The sequence below is a fragment of the Nocardia iowensis genome, from assembly GCF_019222765.1.
Taxonomy (GTDB): domain Bacteria; phylum Actinomycetota; class Actinomycetes; order Mycobacteriales; family Mycobacteriaceae; genus Nocardia; species Nocardia iowensis.
In genome coordinates this window covers 8,909,991-8,926,797 of the sequence record NZ_CP078145.1, presented here as the reverse complement: position 1 = coordinate 8,926,797, position 16,807 = coordinate 8,909,991, and the positions used below count along the sequence as shown (strand labels likewise).

Annotated in this window: 16 protein-coding genes; 9 read left to right on the top strand and 7 right to left on the bottom strand. The window is 67.8% G+C overall.

The features are described from left to right. Positions 1–217 precede the first annotated feature (217 nt). Positions 218–2,968 carry a DUF6049 family protein gene (locus KV110_RS41200; RefSeq protein ID WP_246634271.1) on the bottom strand — a complete coding sequence of 917 codons (2,751 nt, stop codon included), beginning with the start codon at positions 2,966–2,968 and terminating at the stop codon, positions 218–220. Next, positions 2,965–3,501 carry an NUDIX hydrolase gene (locus KV110_RS41195; RefSeq protein ID WP_218472483.1) on the bottom strand — a complete coding sequence of 179 codons (537 nt, stop codon included), beginning with the start codon at positions 3,499–3,501 and terminating at the stop codon, positions 2,965–2,967. Before KV110_RS41195 ends, KV110_RS41200 begins: the two co-directional genes overlap by 4 nt. Before the next feature lie 350 nt (positions 3,502–3,851). On the opposite strand from KV110_RS41195, the gene KV110_RS41190 reads away from it, so the two are divergent. After that, on the top strand, positions 3,852–5,312 hold the full coding sequence (locus KV110_RS41190; protein WP_393537483.1) for a CCA tRNA nucleotidyltransferase: 1,461 nt from the start codon (positions 3,852–3,854) through the stop codon (positions 5,310–5,312). 30 nt (positions 5,313–5,342) lie between these two features. Here the strand turns inward: KV110_RS41190 and KV110_RS41185 are convergent, their stop codons facing one another. Continuing rightward, on the bottom strand, positions 5,343–6,158 hold the full coding sequence (locus KV110_RS41185) for a hypothetical protein (RefSeq protein ID WP_218472482.1): 816 nt from the start codon (positions 6,156–6,158) through the stop codon (positions 5,343–5,345). Positions 6,159–6,336: 178 nt separating this feature from the next. Here KV110_RS41185 and KV110_RS41180 point away from each other — a divergent pair, with 178 nt between their 5' ends. From KV110_RS41180 to KV110_RS41170, 3 genes are read left to right on the top strand one after another with little or no spacing between them, the layout of a single operon-like run. Further along, a complete protein-coding gene (locus tag KV110_RS41180) occupies positions 6,337–7,092 on the top strand; it encodes a LamB/YcsF family protein (RefSeq protein ID WP_218472481.1) in 756 nt (251 codons plus the stop codon). A gap of 41 nt (positions 7,093–7,133) precedes the next feature. Next, entirely contained in the window at positions 7,134–7,838 is a 705-nt protein-coding gene (locus KV110_RS41175; protein WP_218472480.1) for a 5-oxoprolinase subunit B family protein, read from the top strand. Then, positions 7,835–8,728, top strand: a complete 894-nt coding sequence (locus tag KV110_RS41170) for a 5-oxoprolinase subunit C family protein (protein ID WP_218472479.1) — start codon at positions 7,835–7,837, stop codon at positions 8,726–8,728. The genes KV110_RS41175 and KV110_RS41170 overlap by 4 nt, the downstream gene beginning before the upstream one ends. On the opposite strand, the gene KV110_RS41165 is transcribed toward KV110_RS41170, so the two are convergent. Next, positions 8,697–10,277 (bottom strand): glycoside hydrolase family 183 protein, encoded by a 1,581-nt coding sequence (locus KV110_RS41165; protein WP_218472478.1) that lies wholly within the window; start codon positions 10,275–10,277, stop codon positions 8,697–8,699. The genes KV110_RS41170 and KV110_RS41165 overlap by 32 nt on opposite strands. 215 nt (positions 10,278–10,492) lie before the next feature. Between KV110_RS41165 and KV110_RS41160 the strand changes: the two genes are divergently transcribed. Next, positions 10,493–11,032 carry a hypothetical protein gene (locus tag KV110_RS41160; protein ID WP_218472477.1) on the top strand — a complete coding sequence of 180 codons (540 nt, stop codon included), beginning with the start codon at positions 10,493–10,495 and terminating at the stop codon, positions 11,030–11,032. 18 nt (positions 11,033–11,050) lie between these two features. On the opposite strand, the gene KV110_RS41155 is transcribed toward KV110_RS41160, so the two are convergent. Both KV110_RS41155 and KV110_RS41150 read right to left on the bottom strand, forming a co-directional pair. Further along, on the bottom strand, positions 11,051–12,394 hold the full coding sequence (locus KV110_RS41155; protein ID WP_393538194.1) for an MFS transporter: 1,344 nt from the start codon (positions 12,392–12,394) through the stop codon (positions 11,051–11,053). A gap of 327 nt (positions 12,395–12,721) precedes the next feature. Continuing rightward, complete coding sequence (locus tag KV110_RS41150; protein ID WP_218472476.1) at positions 12,722–13,186, bottom strand: NUDIX hydrolase; 465 nt, start codon at positions 13,184–13,186, stop codon at positions 12,722–12,724. 260 nt (positions 13,187–13,446) lie between these two features. On the opposite strand from KV110_RS41150, the gene KV110_RS41145 reads away from it, so the two are divergent. Both KV110_RS41145 and KV110_RS41140 read left to right on the top strand, forming a co-directional pair. Next, complete coding sequence (locus KV110_RS41145) at positions 13,447–14,220, top strand: pirin family protein (protein WP_218479530.1); 774 nt, start codon at positions 13,447–13,449, stop codon at positions 14,218–14,220. A gap of 117 nt (positions 14,221–14,337) precedes the next feature. Continuing rightward, complete coding sequence (locus KV110_RS41140; protein WP_218472475.1) at positions 14,338–14,823, top strand: DUF4190 domain-containing protein; 486 nt, start codon at positions 14,338–14,340, stop codon at positions 14,821–14,823. Here the strand turns inward: KV110_RS41140 and KV110_RS41135 are convergent. Next, complete coding sequence (locus tag KV110_RS41135; RefSeq protein ID WP_218472474.1) at positions 14,813–15,337, bottom strand: hypothetical protein; 525 nt, start codon at positions 15,335–15,337, stop codon at positions 14,813–14,815. The genes KV110_RS41140 and KV110_RS41135 overlap by 11 nt on opposite strands. A 133-nt stretch (positions 15,338–15,470) precedes the next feature. Between KV110_RS41135 and KV110_RS41130 the strand changes: the two genes are divergently transcribed. Both KV110_RS41130 and KV110_RS41125 read left to right on the top strand, forming a co-directional pair. Beyond that, positions 15,471–16,322: a Scr1 family TA system antitoxin-like transcriptional regulator gene (locus KV110_RS41130; protein WP_218472473.1), complete on the top strand. Its 852-nt coding sequence runs from the start codon at positions 15,471–15,473 to the stop codon at positions 16,320–16,322. 9 nt (positions 16,323–16,331) lie between these two features. After that, positions 16,332–16,712: a DUF397 domain-containing protein gene (locus KV110_RS41125; RefSeq protein WP_218472472.1), complete on the top strand. Its 381-nt coding sequence runs from the start codon at positions 16,332–16,334 to the stop codon at positions 16,710–16,712. Positions 16,713–16,807 lie beyond the last annotated feature (95 nt).

Below are 16,807 nucleotides of genomic sequence, written 5' to 3'. Positions count from 1 at the left end.
GCGAGCGGCCTCGAGGCTGAATCGCTCACCGTTCCTCCTGGTACTGCCCATCACTCGCACCGCCCCTGCGCCGACGCGAGCCTTCCGCGATTGTCCTCCACTCTGCCACTGTGGTTTGTCGGACGTCCAAATCCGGTAGACGCAGCCGCTGTCCGCGTGGCGAAATCGCACCGGACGGCGGATCGGGACACAGCGGCGGTCGTCGGCTGACCGTCCTTCACTGTGCCTCCTGATGCTCCTGCTGGATGACTCGCTTCTTGGCACGCCGGTACCGGTTGACCCGGCGCCGAGTGCTCGGGTCGAAACCCTCGTCGGCCGGATCGGGTTGGCCGCGGAACCGGCGCCACAAGCGGCGCCCGGCCAACAGGAAGAGCAGTAATCCGGCACATGCGGTAATTATTGCCAGGGCTTGACCATAGGCGTTCGAACGCACCGAAACCGAAGTGGCATTACCCAGCGCGATTCCGTCGGGTGTGGTAAGGGAAATCGGAATGACCAGGTTACGGCTGTCGCTGACCTCGGTCGGGATTTGGAACGAGCGTGTCCCCTTCGGCGGCAGTTGCTCCTCGCCGAGGTCGGTGATCTTCGTCTCGGCGGGTGCCTCGATCAGGAACTTGATCCGGATGGACACCGGCAGATCGTTGCGCGCGACCAGCAGCAACGGGCTCTGCTCGGAGGCGAGGGTGTACACCCCACCGGGCGGCAGCACGGTCACCGAACCATAGATCTTGTCCATCGCCCGCGTGGTCTGATCGATCCGCCGCTGCGCGAAGGTGTCCGCCTGCGTGGCGTCCCCGGTCCGCCGATCGGACAGGCTCAGCACCCGGATCAGATCGTCGCGCAGTGGGTCGAGGAACTGGCGTGGCGTCGGTTCGGCCTCCGGCACCTCGACGAGCGCGCGGGTCAGGTCGCTGATCCGGCGGCCCTGGTCGCGCACCGGCGCCACAAAACGGTCGGGCACGGCGTCCTGTGCCGCCTGCGGCAGGTAGTCCAGCTCGTACGGTTGCGGGTTCGGCGGCTGGGCGACCAGCTCGTGGAAGGGGCGCGGGACGGCGAGGTTGCCGCGCACCAGCAGCTCGATCTGGCGCAGCAGCGCCGTCGCTTCCTCTTTGTTCGCACCCCACTGCTGCGGCGGGACGAGCAGCAGCGAGCGCGGCTGATTCGGCTCCGGGTTCAGCGCCGACCAGGAGATCGCGCCGAGCGCGTCCTGCAGCCGGGCGGCACGGGAGTCGTTGGTGACCTCGTAACGAACCTTGGCGGGCGTGAACGACGGTGTCGGCGGATTCGAGCCGACCGCGGCGAGTGCCGTCGCGGACCAGATGTCGAATGTCGCGGCGTGCAGTGCCGGATCGACGGCCGGGGCGGCCGGATTCCCGTTCGGCACGGCCGGTTCGGCGGCGGGCGGCGCCGGCGCCGGTGCGGGCACGGCCGCGGTGACGCCGGACAGCCGAACCACTTCCGGGGCGGTGTGTTCGGCGGTTTGGTTCACCGTGTTCTGCGTGACGGTGGGCTGGTTCTTGGTGTCGCCTCGGCTGGTGGTCTGTTGTGATGCCTCGGATGTACCCGCCGTGCCCTCCGTGGCGACGGCGGAATCGGCGAGCACCGCCGTCCCGAAGCCATGGCTGCGCAACAAGATTCCGGCACTGGTATCGATGCTGCCGGAATCCGGCAGGCTGACGCCGCGCACCGACTTGGTGGCCAGGATCGAGTCGACGATCTCGGCGGGCGCGTTCATCGCCCGCGCCGACAGATCCGGATCGTTCACCGCCGCCAGCGCCGCGAGGTCGACCTGCGCGAACGGCAGCGCCACCGTGCACATCGACCCGGCCAGTGTGCGCAGCCGGGCCAGCCAGGTCTGTGCCTGCGCGGCTCCGGTGCCCGGCCTGGTCGCGCCGTCGGGATCGGACGGGCTGGCCAGCACCCGGTACCCCTTGGTCATTGCCTGCGCGGTGATCAGCAGATCGGGGTCGACGGCGAGACACACCGAGGTCGCGAGGGTGCGGTCGCGGCCGGGCACCGTGTCGAACACGCTCTCCAATGCGGCGAGCAACTGGTCGAGGCGGCCGCCCTTGCCGAGCGAGGCGGCCAGCTCGTCATCGGTGAGCTCGGCCTTCCCGTCCGCCGACCCCGGGTGGCCCGCCACCAGGCGTGGCCGGTCGGCCAGTGGCCACAGCAGCGTCGTCGCCACCGGCGCGTCGGTCGGCGCGGCCACCGGTTGGCCGGTCTCCGACGAATCGGCGCTGTTCGGCACGGGCGGCAACCCGAGCACCGGGAGCAGGAATCTGGCGTCATCGAGCCGGGCCTGGGTGCCGTAGGCCGGTTCGCCGTTCACGTTCAACAACAGCGGGTACACACCGGGCTTGCTGATATCCAGCGAGGTCGTCGCGCTGGCGCCACCCCCGCGCAGGGGAATGGTCACCGTGAACTTCTTGCGATCGCCCGGATCGAGTAGCGTCGCGATTTCTTCGAAGTCACCGTTCACGTCGTAGTTGACCTGATCCAGCCGCAGGGCCGCGCGAAGGTTGCTCGGCGCGGTGATCGCGGCCGCACGCTGCACGCGGACGCTGATGTCCTCGACCCGGCGATCACCGATATTGGTGACCGTCCCCGAGACGGTGAGGACCGGATCGCTGGTCGTGGTCACCGCGGTCGGCGTCACCGAATCCAGCGACAGCTTCAGGAATTTCGGTCCCGTCGCCGACCCGGTGCCGGTGGGTTGCGCCTGCGCCGCGCCGGGCAGCAGGGTCGGCAGCGTCGTCGCCGAACCGAGGATGGTCAGGACCGCCACGATGATCCGGAACACGCCCACCCGTCGCCCGGCCACCACCCCCGACCGAATCGCTACGCGATGCAGGCCCACCCGTCGCCCGGCCACCACCCCCCACGGAATCGCTACGCGATGCCGCCACACCCGTCGCCCAACCAACCCCCACGGAATCGCTGTGCGATGCCGAAAAGTCTGGGTCATCGCTTGCCGGTCTCCATCCGGTCGATCAGCTTGTTCGCCACCTCGGCCAGGCGCCGTTCGTCAGCGTAGGCCAATCGAGAGTGCAACTCGCTCAACGGGACCCACGCCACTTGGGTGACCTCCACGTCGGCGTCGGATAATTCGCCGCCGGTGGAACGCAATAGGTAATGATGCACGGTCTTGTGTACCCGACGACCGTCGGTGACGAACCAGTAATCGATGCTGCCGAGTTCGGCCACCACCACGCCGTTGATGCCGGTCTCCTCGGCAACCTCACGGATGGCGGTTTGCTCGGAGGTCTCTCCCTCTTCGATATGCCCCTTCGGCAGCGACCACAGCAACCGCCCGCGCCGATCCGTTCGCCCGATCAGCGCCGCGCTTCGCTTCTCCCTCGGGCCGTCCAAGCCATCGACCACAAGCCCGCCAGCTGAGGTTTCGCGCACTGTGCGCATGCGCGGTTTCGCCGCGTTGGCCGCCGAACCGCGGCGCCGAGGCTGGCGGCGTCGACTGTTCGCTCGATCGGCCGGAGACACCAAGCAATCCTACTGTGTTGGATTTGCCCTTCCTGCCGCCCGGCCGCTTCGTGGCCCTCGGGTGTCACCCATCATGAAGCCGGGACTCCCGCCTGCGACGGCGGCGTTGGAACACGACTGTGCGGTCGGCCACGAGTCCATCAGCTGCCGGATGTCGCTACCCGTCGGCACACCCCAGGTTTCGAGCGAAGCGAGACCGAGCATTGCCCGTTCGCGGCCCGTCTCGCGTCCGAGTGGCCGCAGCGCACGCGACGCAGTCGCCAGTCGTGGCCGCTCGGACGCGAGACACCAGGGGGCCGCGAACACGCGGCGCCGCAGGCGCCGCAAATGACACGGTAGGCTGCTATTTCGTGGTTTTGACCGAGTCCGAGGACGCAGAGCTGGATAGACGTACCCGATTGCTGGCTGCTGCGGCGGTGACGTTGGGCGGGCTGTCCGATGTGCTGGAACCGCTCGGCGAGATGTTCGCGGCGCGGGGATATGAGCTGTACCTGGTCGGCGGCAGTGTGCGGGACGCGGTGCTCGGGCGGTTGGGGACCGATCTCGACTTCACCACCGACGCGCGCCCGGAGCAGGTGCAGGAGATGCTGCGCGGCTGGGCCGATCATCTGTGGGACACCGGGGGTTTGGCGTTCGGCACGGTGAGCGGGTCGAAGGGCGGCCAGCAGCTGGAAATCACCACCTTCCGCAGCGACAACTACGACCGGGTCTCCCGCAATCCCGAGGTCACCTTCGGCGACACCCTGGCCGGCGATCTGGTGCGCCGGGACTTCACCGTCAACGCGATGGCCGTGCGGATCGGCGCGGACGGTTCGCTGGAGTTCGTCGACCCGCTCGGCGGAATGGACGCGCTGCTCGCGGGCATGCTGGATACGCCTGCCGCGCCGGAGGATTCGTTCAACGACGACCCGTTGCGCATGCTGCGCGCGGCTCGGTTCGTCGCGCAGCTCGGCTTCGAGCTGCATCCGCGGGTCCGCGAGGCGATCACCGCGATGGCCGATCAGATCGAGCGGATCACTGCCGAGCGGGTCCGGGTGGAACTCGACAAGTTGATCGGCGGCGCGCACCCGATCGATGGCATCAACATCATGTGCGAGACCGGCCTGGCCCAGCGGGTGCTGCCCGAGGTGCCCGCGATGAAGCTGGAGATCGACGAGCACCACCAGCACAAGGACGTCTACTGGCACTCGCTCACCGTGCTGCAGCAGGCCATCGATCTGGAGGACGGCGACCCCGACCTGGTGTTGCGCTGGGCCGCGCTGCTGCACGACATCGGCAAGCCGGACACCAAACGCAACGAGCCGGGCGGCGGCGTCAGCTTCCACCACCACGAGGTGGTCGGGGCGAAGATGGTGCGCAAGCGGATGCGGGCGCTGAAGTACCCCAAGCAGTTCACCGAGGATGTGGCCCGGCTGGTATTCCTGCACTTGCGTTTCCACGGGTACGGCAAGGGGCAGTGGACCGATTCCGCGGTGCGCCGGTATGTCACCGACGCCGACGATCTGCTCCCCCGCTTGCACAAACTGGTCCGCGCCGACTGCACCACCCGTAACAAGCGCAGGGCCGCCGCGTTGCGCGCCACCTATGACGAGTTGGAGTCGCGGATCGAGCGGCTGCGCGAGCAGGAGGATCTGGCCAAGGTCCGGCCGGATCTGGACGGCAACGCGATCATGGAATTGCTCGGTCTGCCACCGGGCCCCGAGGTCGGCAAGGCGTGGCGGTTCCTCAAGGAGCTGCGGTTGGATCGCGGTCCGATGACCCGCGAGGAGGCGGAGTCGGCGTTGCAGGAGTGGTGGAAGGCGCAGGGTTAGAAAAGGCCCACGGGTTGGAGAGGCCCCGGGCTAGAAGACGATCAGGGTGGTTCCGGTGACGATCGCGGAACGGATCTGCGCCAGATCGAACGATCCGGTGATCTCCGGCAGCTCGATCCGGAAGCGCACCAGGTCGCCGTCCCGGGTGGCGTGCACGATGCGCGCCTGATTCGGCAGCTGTTCCAGCAGCAGCGCGGGTGTGCCGATCATCCGTCGCGGGACCCGCAGGCCGAACCAGGTGGCTCGGTGCAGGTCGACGGTGACCCGGTTGTCCGTCACCGAGGCGTCCACCAGCGCCGTCAGCCGTCTTCGGCGGTGCTTGGCGCGGATCAGCCCGCTGTCGTCCACCTCGAGCTGCCAGTCCAGCGGCTGGGTGTTGATCCAGCCGACCAGCGCCGCGGTGGTGACCGTGCCATCGAGGTCGAGCCGCGCGGTCCGCACCTTCGTCGGCACGCCGGGGATCAGGCGAACGCCGTGCGCGATGACGGTCACGGCCTCGATCGGGTGATCGTCCCAGCGCAGCCGGGACAGCACCGTCTTGGTCTGGAAGTGCGCGCCACGGCGCCGGACCTTCAGCACCTGGAGCGTGGCGTGCAGGTCGTGGCCGAGCAGGGTGGCACTCACCTCTTGCCCGCCGAATCGACTGAGGATGCCTTCGCTGAGCACGGTCATCAGGGCGTCCGGCATCAGCGCCGTGACGGTGCCCGCGCCGAGGTCGGCGACCGGATCCACCCAGGAGGTGGTGACGGCGATCCACTGCTCCAACCAGGACTGCTCGAACAGGCGCTTGCCGAGATCGACGGCCCGCAACGGCGACCAGGACTTCGGATCGAAATACGTGGCCATGATTGGTCCGAGCGTACAAGCCGTCGCCGGACTCGACCATCGTGAAGTGACCCAGGTCGCGCTGTTCGCCGGTGAGCTGCGGATAATTCGCCGCGGTCCGGGCATTCTTGCTTGTAGAACGCCGTCGGAACGACAATCAGGTTTCTGTCTCCGACACAACGCCACGGGAAGGTTTCACATGCCGCTGGATCTGAACAGTGATCTCGGCGAGGGCTTCGGGCCGTGGACGATGGGCGACGACGCGGCGATGCTGGACATCGTCACCAGCGCCAACATTGCGTGCGGGTTCCATGCGGGCGATCCCTCGATCATGCGCCGGACCTGCGGACTCGCCGTCGAGAAGGGGGTCAGGATCGGCGCTCACGTTGGGTACCGCGATCTGGCCGGGTTCGGTCGCCGCGAGATCACGATGGTTCCGGCCGAACTGCGCGACGAGGTGCTGTATCAGATCGGCAGTCTCGACGCGTTCGCCAAGGCGGCGGGCGATCGGGTGCGGTACGTGAAACCACATGGTGCGCTCTACCATTCGGCCTCGCGCGACCGGCAGCTCGCGGACGCGGTGCTGGCCGCGATCACCGACTACGATCCCGGCTTGGCGCTGCTCGGCCCGGCCGGAACCCAGCTGGAAGAGGCCGCCGAGGCCGCCAAGGTGCGCTTCGTCGGTGAGGGCTTCGCCGATCGCGCGTACACGCCGACCGGCACGCTCGCCGCGCGCGGCCTGCCCGGTGCGGTGTTGCGTACCAACGAGGCGGTCGCGCAGGCGGTTTCGATCGCCATGTCGGGTACCGCCCGCACGGTCGACGGGTCCGGCGAGGTGGCGGTGCGCGCGGCGAGCATGTGTGTGCACGGCGACACGCCCGCCGCCGTCGAGATGGCCCGGCTCATCCGCACCGCCCTGGACGAGGTCGGGGTGCCGGTCGAACCGTTCGGCTGAAGCATGCACGGCAGCCGTTCGACGAAGGGCGGGGTGCGGTGATGCGCTCGGCACCGGATGATTTCGACCCGGATCGGCTGATCCGGCCTGCTGGTGATCGGGCGTGGCTGGTGCTGCCGTCCCACCGCGGTGAGGTAACGAAACTGGTTGCGGCGCTGCGAATCGGCACGCCGAGTGGCGTGGAAGATGTGCTGCCTGCCGCGGAAACAGTTCTCGTGACGCTGGTTTCACCGGCGTATGCGGAATCCGTCCGCCGCGCGATCGAGAAGATCCTGCGTGGCATGCAACAGCCTGCCGCAGACCAGGATTCGGACATTGTTTCCCGTGGAACACTGCCGGACAACGATTCTCCCGATGATCCGGTGGTGGTTCCGGTGCGCTACGACGGCGCCGATCTCGCCGAGGTAGCGCGACTGCTCGGGATCAGCCAGGCGCAGGTGGTGGCCGAACATACCGGCACGGTCTGGCGGTGCGCGTTCGTCGGATTCGCACCTGGCTTCGGCTATCTGGAGTCCCCCGATGCCCGACTGACCGTGCCGCGCCGGTCACAGGCCCGCACCACGATTCCCGCGGGCGCGGTCGCGCTGGCCGGTGGGTATTCGGCGGTGTACCCGCGCAGCACCCCCGGCGGATGGCATTTGATCGGCACGACCGACCTGCGGATGTGGGACGTGGACCGGGACCCACCCGCCCTGATCCGCGCAGGCGGGTTCGTCCGATTCGTCGACGAGGGGTCCAGCGGATGATCGTGATCGAGCAGGTCGGCCCGCTCGCCACCGTCCAAGACCTCGGTAGGCCAGGGTGGTTCGGCTCCGGTGTCGGCCCGGCCGGTGCGGCCGACCGCTCGTCGTTCCGGCTGGCCAATCGGCTGGTCGGCAATCCGGAGGAGTACGCGGGACTCGAGGTGCTGCTCGGTGGGCTGGTGTTGCGGGCGGATACGCATGTCACCGTCGCGGTCACCGGTGCGCCCGCCCCGGCCGTGGTGGACGCGACACCGGTCGGGCACGCCAGCGTGCTGGAACTCGAGGCGGGACAGGTGCTTCGGCTCGGCCTCGCGACCGTCGGCCTGCGGAGTTATCTGGCCGTGCGTGGCGGAATCGCGGTGCCACCGGTGCTCGGTTCGCGCAGCCGCGACACCCTGTCGGGCATCGGCCCGGTTCCACTGGGTCCCGGCGATACGCTGCCGATCGGGCCCGCGCCGAACACCATTCCGGTCATCGACTTCGCGCCGGTCGCCGATCCGCCCGCGGATATCGTCACGATCCGCGCGGTGCTCGGCCCGCGCGACGACTGGTTCACCGACCCGACAGCACTTTTCGAGGGTGCGTGGGTGATGTCCACCGACACCGACCGGGTAGGGGCTCGGCTGGATCGCCGCGAGGGACCGCCATTGGAACGAACGGTGGAACGCGAACTGCCGACCGAAGGCATGGCCCTCGGCTCGATCCAGGTTCCGCCGAGCGGACAACCGGTGGTGTTCCTCGCGGATCATCCGATCACCGGCGGCTATCCGGTGGTCGCGGTCGTCCTCGACGCGGACGTGGACGCCGTCGCGCAGGCACGACCCGGACAACCCGTCCGCTTCCGCCCGGTTCGAGCCGATCTCAGTTCGGCGAATCCAGCTGGGCGTGCATGAGATACACGTTGTAGCTGTCCCAGGACGAGAGGGTGAAGTACAGGTCCCGGCCGGTCGACCACGGATGGATGAAGCCGCCGTAGGATTTCGGATAGTCGCTGGTGGAGACGAGCTCTACCGGTTCGGTCCACACGCCTTGCGGGCTACCGGCATTACGGATCACGATCGCATTGCGGACCGGATCCAGGTACACCATCTGCCACTGTTCGTTGTCCCGGTCGTAGCGTACCGACAACTCCCCGGCCAGCCCGAGAACCAGTGGGGTGGCCTCGTTTTCCGCCGCGGGCGCCCAGCTGCCATCTACCCAGTATTGATAGGCGGACTTGTTGAGCACGTGGTCCTTCGGCACCCGCGCCAGCCCGATCATCCCCAGGCGTCCGTTGGGCGTACCGAACATGTAGACGTAGTCACCCTGCGGCACCATCGCCGCCACCTGGAACCGGCCGACCCCGAAGAGGTTGTCCCACTTGGCATGCTGATCCTTGGTCCAGGTGCGCCCGTTGTCGTCGGAGTAGGCGAGCCCGCCGAAGTTGCTGCGCCACAGGCCGGGAATCCGGCTCCATCGATTCACCGACATATAGCTCAGATATTGGCGATCGCCGAGGGTGAACCCGGAGGTCGGGATGGTGGTGATCTCCCAGTTCTTGATCTTGCGACTGGTCAGGATCTCGGCGGCGTGGCACGGGCTGTCCTGCACCATGCTGTCCAGCGACAGGCCGTCGGACAGGTCGCGATCGGTGCTGTAGCCCATGACGTTGCTGCGCCAATCCTGGTCTTCCTGACCGGCGCCGCCCACCTGCCTGCCCGCGCCGAAGGTGTCACCGAAGACAACGGCGACCTCGCCCGGCCTCGTCTCCCACATCACGCCGAGATCCGTGCCGTCCACCTGCCAGCGCACATCGGTGCGGTTCTGCGAACCGTGCCCGGTCACCTGACCTGCCAGTTCGACCGACGCGACGCGCGGCCCGGGCACCGCGGCGGCGAGCGGGCCCGGTTCGGCGGGGTGCACTACCTGCGGCGGTGCGGGCTGCGGTGCTGCACCGGGACTGCCGGGCACCGGGATGGGGATGGGTTCGATCTCGGGTTCGATCTCGATGCGCGGCACCTTGATCGGCGCCGTCGACCCCGACGCGGAACCCGAACTCGGACCGTCGCCGGACTCCGGGGCCGGGCTCGGATCAGGGTCCTGCTCAGGTTGTTTCGCGGGATCGCGGACATCGGGACACGGGATATGGCACGGATCGACCGCCAGCGGTTCGGGATCGATCCTGGTGTTGTCCGGTGGCGGGTCGGGTACCGGTACCGGGGTGGGTTGCGGAATCGGCACCGGAATGACGATCCGCTCCGGCAGCTCCACCGGCGGCGGGGGTGGCAGCGCCGGATCACGTTCGCGGTTCAGCGGATCGAAACCGACTTCCCCGCAACTGTTCACCGGCAACGGCGCCCACGGGAACGGACCCGACTGCGCGGCCGGGACGGGGAGCACTCCGCCGATCAGCGCACCGAACAGGACCGGTACCCACGGGAATTTGATTCCGCGTCGGCGCATCACGTCCGGCAGACCCCGCTATTGGGCGGCCCGGGTGAGCGGGTACGACCGGGTTTCGCAACCACCTAGTCGGTTTCGCCGAATATCGGAGTTCTTCGCCGGAAAAGCCATGTGTCGTTGACTCCTGTCGAATCGGGTCGAAGTGAAAATGAACCTACCGGAATGGTGTGTGCGAAATAGGGAACCGAAGGCCACTTGCGCGCGTCCAAACAAATATGAACGAGATCGAGTATGTGTTCGGCACGGGTGACGGTCCCGTGCACGTGTGGTCCAGCCAGGCCGATGTGGAATTGGCCGGGCCGGGTACGGCCGACGCCGTGCGCCTCGACTTCGACGGCGACGGCCTCACCGACGACGCCATGTGGGACACCGCGGGCTCCGGCGTCGCCGACGTGGCGGCGCTCGATCTGGACGACGACGGCGTCCTCGACCACTTCTATACCGATCCCACCGGCCTCGGCACCTGGAACCATCACATCACCGGAACCTCAGCGGACGCCGTCAGCGAACCACTCGACTGGATCGTGCGCACCGATCACCTCGACGCCAAGGAGCACGCCGTCCTGCCCGACGCCAGTGACCCAGCATCGGATTCGGTGCCCGAACAACCGGGTTTCGATGCCGGACAGTTGCCGGAAAACGATCATCCCGCGCCGCCCGCGGACGACCTACCACCGCCCGACCTACCCCACTACTTCGCTCAATGGCTGAACCCGGTCGGACGCCACCTGGACGACGATCCGATCATCGCCTGAATTCCGCGCTCCGGAAATTCACTCCGGTCCCCGGTCGACCGCCGGACCGGTCCGCCGACGCGCATTCAGTGCGATGGCGGCAATGCCCGCGCAATAGATTCCGGCACCCGCCACAATCACCGGCAGCGACCGGCCGTCGTCCGGGATAACCAGCGCGGCGGCGGCAATCGCCAGAATGAAGGCGATATTGAACACCGTGTCCTGCAGCGCGAATACCTGACCGCGCCGCGCGTCATCGATATCGATCTGCATGGTCGCATCGCCGGTCAGTTTGATCGTCTGCCCGGCCAGCCCGAGCAAGAACGCCCCGACCAGCAGCAGCTGATGCGCCCGCTGCACAGCCGACCCGGAATCGGCGAAGGCGATCGGGGTGACCAGCGTCAACTGCACCACCGTCGCCGTCAGCAAGCCGACCACCACCGTCCTCGGCCGCCCGAGCCGCGGAATCAGCAACGGCGCCACCACGGCGGCCACCAGCATCCCCGCCGCGGTCGCGGCAATGGCCACCCCGAACCCGAGCAACCCGCTACTCAACCCGGAACCCTCGGTCGGTGTCTGCCGCAGCACGAGCACCATGATCAAGGTGTTGGTGCCGAACACGATTCGATGCGTGCCGATACCCAGCATCGCGGTGGTGACCTGCACCGACTCCCACACCGCCGTCGCACCCGTGCGCAACCCGGTGGCGATGGCCCGCAGCGCACTCTCGCTCGCCACCTGGCCCGTGTCCGGTCCGAGCACCCGCGGTGCGAACCCCGCCGCCAGCAGCGCGCTCACCACCGACCCGACACCGCTCGCCGCGACCGCCACCGCCGAACCGAAATCACCCGCGCCGATCAAGCCGATCACCGCCACCGAGGTAGCCGCGCCCAGCCCCGCACACCCGGAAGCCACCGTGGCGAGCACCGAATTCATCGGCACCAGCCAGTGCTGAGCAAGCACCCGGGGCAACGCCGCCGACACACCCGACAGCACGAACCGGCTGATCCCCACCACCGCCAACGCCAGCAACAGCAGCGGCGTCTCCCCGATACCGGCGAGCAGCCCCGCGCACACCAGCCCGATCAGCACCGCACGCAGCACATTGGCCACCAGCAACACGGTGCGCCGATCCCACCGATCAAGCAGCGCCCCCGCATACGGCCCGATCAGCGAATACGGCAACAACAACACCGCGAAACCCGCCGCAATGGCCAGCGGATCGGTCTGCCGCTCGGGATTGAACAGAATCGCCCCCGACAATGCCGCCTGAAACATGCCGTCGCCGAACTGACCGGCGAACCGCACCAGCGCAAGCCGCACCACCCCGGGACTCTCCCGCAGCGCGGTCCGCAGCGGAACCGGCCGCTCATCCGAGGGAATGGAAGTCTCCGAACGAGAGGGAATGGAACTCTCCGAGCGACCGGTAGTGGACACGCGGTGAGGTTACTGGGTTTTTGGCCGCGCGGGCGCGGCGTGTTCGCGGCCCCGGGAAGTCTCGCGGCCGAGCGGCCGAGACTTGCGCCTGCGGCGCGTGCGCTTCGGCCACTCGGCCGCGAGACGGGCCGCGAACGGCGCTCGCAAAACTCGCGCGTGGTGGGTAGGTGGTGGGGCGTGACCGATCGTGCGGGGTGTGCCCGCGAGACGGGTCGCCGATGGCGGTTGATGGCTGCGCCGGCGGTCGGGTGTTAGTGCGTAACCTGCGGGGCGTCAATGGGAGTCGGTGACGAGGGCGCTTACTGCCTCGCGCATGTCGGGGGCCATGGGGAGGTCGTGCAAGGCGTCGGCGTCTATCCAGGCGAAGGCGTCGTGTTCGCCGGGGGCCAGCGCGACCTCACCGGGTTCGACGTCTACTACGAAGCTGTATTTGCGCACCTTGGACTTGGTTCTGGTGGCGTAGTCGAAGCCGCCGAGGAAGTCGGTGATGGTGCGCACACGCAGGCCGGTTTCCTCGAACAGTTCGCGCGCGACGCATTCGGCGAAGGTTTCGCCGGATTCGACTCCGCCGCCGGGTAGTTCGTACATGCCGCCGTGGTAGTCGTCGGGTACTCGGCGGACCACCAGAAGTTTGCGGTCGCGGAAGACCGCGACGCCGACGACGAAATGTGCGATGCCGTCGCGGCGCGCCTGGCTGCGGAGTTGTCGCTCGATGCGTGCGAGCGCCTCGGATCGCATCCCGCCGTCACCTCCGGTTACGTTGCCGCACTTCATATTACGAATCCGACACCGCTAGGGTGCCGGGTCGTGCCGCTGTCGTCGGCGGGGTCGCCCACCCGTTCGGCGTACCGGCCGGTTCTGCTCGCCTGACGTTCACCCGCTGGTCGCTCGCGTAAAATGCCGAGTGCAGGACAATTTACTAGGAATGTGGAGTACCGCGACGGATGTGCTCCTACCCTGAAAGGTGATCGGTGCACGGTTCCGAGAGGAGGACCATGATGTCCACACTCACGACACCACACATCGACGTCCATCGAGCAGGCGACCGCATGAAGACGCGGGTGTCCTGGTTGGATTCGAAGCACTCTTTCTCGTTCGGGGAGCACTACGATCCCGACAACACCCACCACGGCCTGCTGCTCGTCAACAACGAGGATGTCGTCTCCCCCGGCCAAGGTTTCGACACGCATCCGCACCGGGATATGGAGATCGTGACGTGGGTGCTCGGCGGCAGCCTGGTGCACCAGGACTCGCTCGGCCACAGCGGCATCATCTACCCGGGCCTCGCACAGCGGATGAGCGCGGGCACCGGCATCCTGCATTCGGAGAAGAACGACTCGTGGCGGCTGGACGGCGCCGAGCACCACGAGCCGGTGCATTTCGTGCAGATGTGGGTGGTCCCCGACGAACCAGGCCTGACACCCGGCTACCAACAGCTCGAGATCGACGACGCGCTGGCGACCGGCAGCCTGGTGACCGTGGCCGCCGGCTTGCCGCGCTACCGCGATCGCACCGCCATCGCCATCAACAGCAGCCACGCGGCATTCCACGTGGCCAGGATGCCCGGCGAGGCCGACCACATCATCGACCTGCCCGACGCGCCGTACCTGCACGTATTCGTCGCCCGCGGTGAGGTGGAGATGGAGGGCGTCGGCACCCTGGACGAGGGCGACGCGGTCCGGCTGACCAGAACCGGCGGCCAACGCGTCATCGCCCGCCGACCGTCGGAAATTCTGGTGTGGGAGATGCACGCGCGGTTGGGCGCCCAGTAAGCCGCGCCGCATTAACATCCGCCAATAGCGCGCGCGATCAGTAGGCGATCCCCGCGCACTCCGCCGGACCACCTCGTCCGGATCGAGCAGCGCGAGGCACCGACGGAGAGGAAGTCCATGTCGCAATATCCGCCTCCCGGCCAGTATCCCCCGCCCCCGGGATACCCGCCGCCGGGTGGTCAGTATCCAGGACAGCCCGCGTACTGGCAGGAGTCGCCGAAGGGCAAGGGGCTGGCGATCACCGCGCTGGTGCTCGGCATCCTCGCGGTGCTGAGCTTCTGGACCTTGGTCGGCGGCTACCTGTTCGGTGCCTTCGCGCTGATCTTCGGCCTCGTCGCGCTGGCGAAGACCCGGTCCGGTCGCGCGGGCGGCGCGGGCATGGCGATCACCGGCGTGATCCTCGGTGTGCTCGGCTTGATCGGCGCCATCGTGGTCACCATCATCGGCTACAGCTTCTTCGTCGACTCCGGTGGCAAGGACTTCTTCGACTGCGTGAACCGGGCGGGCAGCGACCAGTCCAAGATCGAGCAGTGCGAGCGGGACTGGAATCAGCGACTGGAAGACAAGTTCAGCATCACCCTGACACCCGCGCCTACTCCGTAATCGCCGCACAGGCCCTGGTCGCCGCCAGCACATCGCGGAGTTCGCGGCGAAAGCCGTTCTGCGGCGCGGCGATCCAGCTCCGGTAACCGGTGGACTCGTCGGTGGGTGATGGCAGCACGATGTGGCTGCCCGGCAGCGCGACCGAGGCGCAGACGCGGAACAGGTCGGCGAACAGTTCGGTGTCCAGATACGAGTTGTCGGTCGGGCCGGTCAGGAAGGTCCACCGGTTCGAGCGCGGGTGCGCGATGATCGGGCCCGGTCGCTGCTCGGCCTGCGTCTCGGTCAGCCGGTCGCGGACCCGGCGGCCGAGCGCGGCGGGCATGACCACCGCGCCGACCGCGCCGACTTCCAGCATGATTCGTCCCAGCGTGGGATCAACGACGCCGTACAGGCCGTGCTCCTTGCGATACCGGCGGCAGCGGGCGATGGCGTCCTGGATCGCCGTGTAGTCCTGGGCTGAGTAGTCGTGGGACGACGACGAATGACTGTCTTGATCAGTGCGGGACAAACTCATGACGAACCTCGCCTCGATGCGGGTGGATCGCGTGAAGTGGGGAGAATCGACCGCTGGCCCCAGACCCTAACGCCGCGCAACTGGCTTGACAATAGTCACACGCCGGAAAGCCGGCGAGCTACGATCCCCTGTCATGGCACCCGTCTCGCCAACCGTTGCCCGCTGGGAACTGGTGCTCCGGCTGCGGGAGCTGCGCGAACAACGCGGCTTCGATTCGGCCGGCTTCGCCAAGCGGGTCGGCTTCACCCCGGCCAACTGGTCGCACGTGGAAAAGGGCAGGCGCGTGCTCACCACCAACACCATCGGCCCGGTGCTCGAACTGCTCGAGGTGGAGGCCGAGGAGCGCGCGGAGTTGCTCGCGCTGCTGGAGGCGAGCAAGCAGCGGGGTTGGTGGACCAAATCGTCCGCGCTGATCGGGCCCGAACTGCAGCGGTTGTACGGCATGGAATACGGCGCGCAGTGCATACGCAGTTACGACAGCCTGGTCGTGCCCGGTCTCTTGCAGACCGAGGACTACGCCCGTGCGCTGATCAGTGCCGACGTGATGATCCGCCCGGTGCAGGTCGAGCAGCTGGTCGCCATCCGGATGCGCAGGCAGGAGCGGTTGCGCGGCAAGGAGCCGGTCGAGCTCACCGCGGTGATCGGCGAGGGCACCCTGCTGCAACAGACCGGAGGTCCCGAGGTGCTGCGCGGGCAGCTGATCCACCTGGCCGAATTGATCGAGGAGCTCGACACCATCGAGGTGCGGGTCATCCCGTTCGCCGCCACCGCTGGCGCGGTGCTCGGCGGGTCCAGCTTCCATCTCATCGACTTCGCCGGCGAACAGCTGCCGACCTTCGGCTGGGCGGAGAGCGCCGTCTTCGGCGGGGCGGTCGACGATCCGGAATTGGTGCGCGATCTGGGCTTCGCTTACGTTCGCGCACAAGACCAATCGCTGGATCATGACGAATCATCGACCCTGATCAGGACGTATGCCCAAGTGTAAAATCTGGCCATGGCCCCCACCGCTACTCCCCGGTCGGTTTTCACTGACTGGTTCACATCGACTCGGTCGAACAACGGCAATCAATGTGTCGAGGTCCGCTTCGATGGTGACGCGGTGCTCATACGTGACAGCAAATACCGCCGTAACCCGGCAAACCGCCCCGCGGACGAGCCCGTCATCACCGTTACCGCGCGCGAATGGACCACGTTCCTCGACACGCTCCGCCTGCGCGAGCGAACGCCGGGCGTACTGACCGCGCACACCGCGGCCGACGGTCACACCACGCTCCGGCACGGCGATACCGTCCTCGACTACACCCCGCAGGAGTGGGACGCCTTTCTGCTCGGCGTGCGGGACGGCGAGTTCGACCGCATCGCGCTGACCGCCTGACTTGGTAGCAGTCGATACGGTCGGGGACGGACTGTCGCGCGCCCGCCTGTTCGCTCCGCCCGGCCGAGGTCTGTCGACGGCGGCGCCCGGCAGCG

What these genes read in the sequence shown, in the direction of transcription:
- KV110_RS41200 (WP_246634271.1), bottom strand. Translation starts at nt 2,968, where the DNA reads ATGACCCAGACTTTTCGGCATCGCACAGCGATTCCGTGGGGGTTGGTT.
- KV110_RS41185 (WP_218472482.1), bottom strand. Translation starts at nt 6,158, where the DNA reads ATGGCCACGTATTTCGATCCGAAGTCCTGGTCGCCGTTGCGGGCCGTC.
- KV110_RS41180 (WP_218472481.1), top strand. Translation starts at nt 6,337, where the DNA reads ATGCCGCTGGATCTGAACAGTGATCTCGGCGAGGGCTTCGGGCCGTGG.
- KV110_RS41175 (WP_218472480.1), top strand. Translation starts at nt 7,134, where the DNA reads ATGCGCTCGGCACCGGATGATTTCGACCCGGATCGGCTGATCCGGCCT.
- KV110_RS41170 (WP_218472479.1), top strand. Translation starts at nt 7,835, where the DNA reads ATGATCGTGATCGAGCAGGTCGGCCCGCTCGCCACCGTCCAAGACCTC.
- KV110_RS41165 (WP_218472478.1), bottom strand. Translation starts at nt 10,277, where the DNA reads ATGCGCCGACGCGGAATCAAATTCCCGTGGGTACCGGTCCTGTTCGGT.
- KV110_RS41160 (WP_218472477.1), top strand. Translation starts at nt 10,493, where the DNA reads ATGAACGAGATCGAGTATGTGTTCGGCACGGGTGACGGTCCCGTGCAC.
- KV110_RS41150 (WP_218472476.1), bottom strand. Translation starts at nt 13,186, where the DNA reads ATGCGATCCGAGGCGCTCGCACGCATCGAGCGACAACTCCGCAGCCAG.
- KV110_RS41145 (WP_218479530.1), top strand. Translation starts at nt 13,447, where the DNA reads ATGTCCACACTCACGACACCACACATCGACGTCCATCGAGCAGGCGAC.
- KV110_RS41140 (WP_218472475.1), top strand. Translation starts at nt 14,338, where the DNA reads ATGTCGCAATATCCGCCTCCCGGCCAGTATCCCCCGCCCCCGGGATAC.
- KV110_RS41135 (WP_218472474.1), bottom strand. Translation starts at nt 15,337, where the DNA reads ATGAGTTTGTCCCGCACTGATCAAGACAGTCATTCGTCGTCGTCCCAC.
- KV110_RS41130 (WP_218472473.1), top strand. Translation starts at nt 15,471, where the DNA reads ATGGCACCCGTCTCGCCAACCGTTGCCCGCTGGGAACTGGTGCTCCGG.
- KV110_RS41125 (WP_218472472.1), top strand. Translation starts at nt 16,332, where the DNA reads ATGGCCCCCACCGCTACTCCCCGGTCGGTTTTCACTGACTGGTTCACA.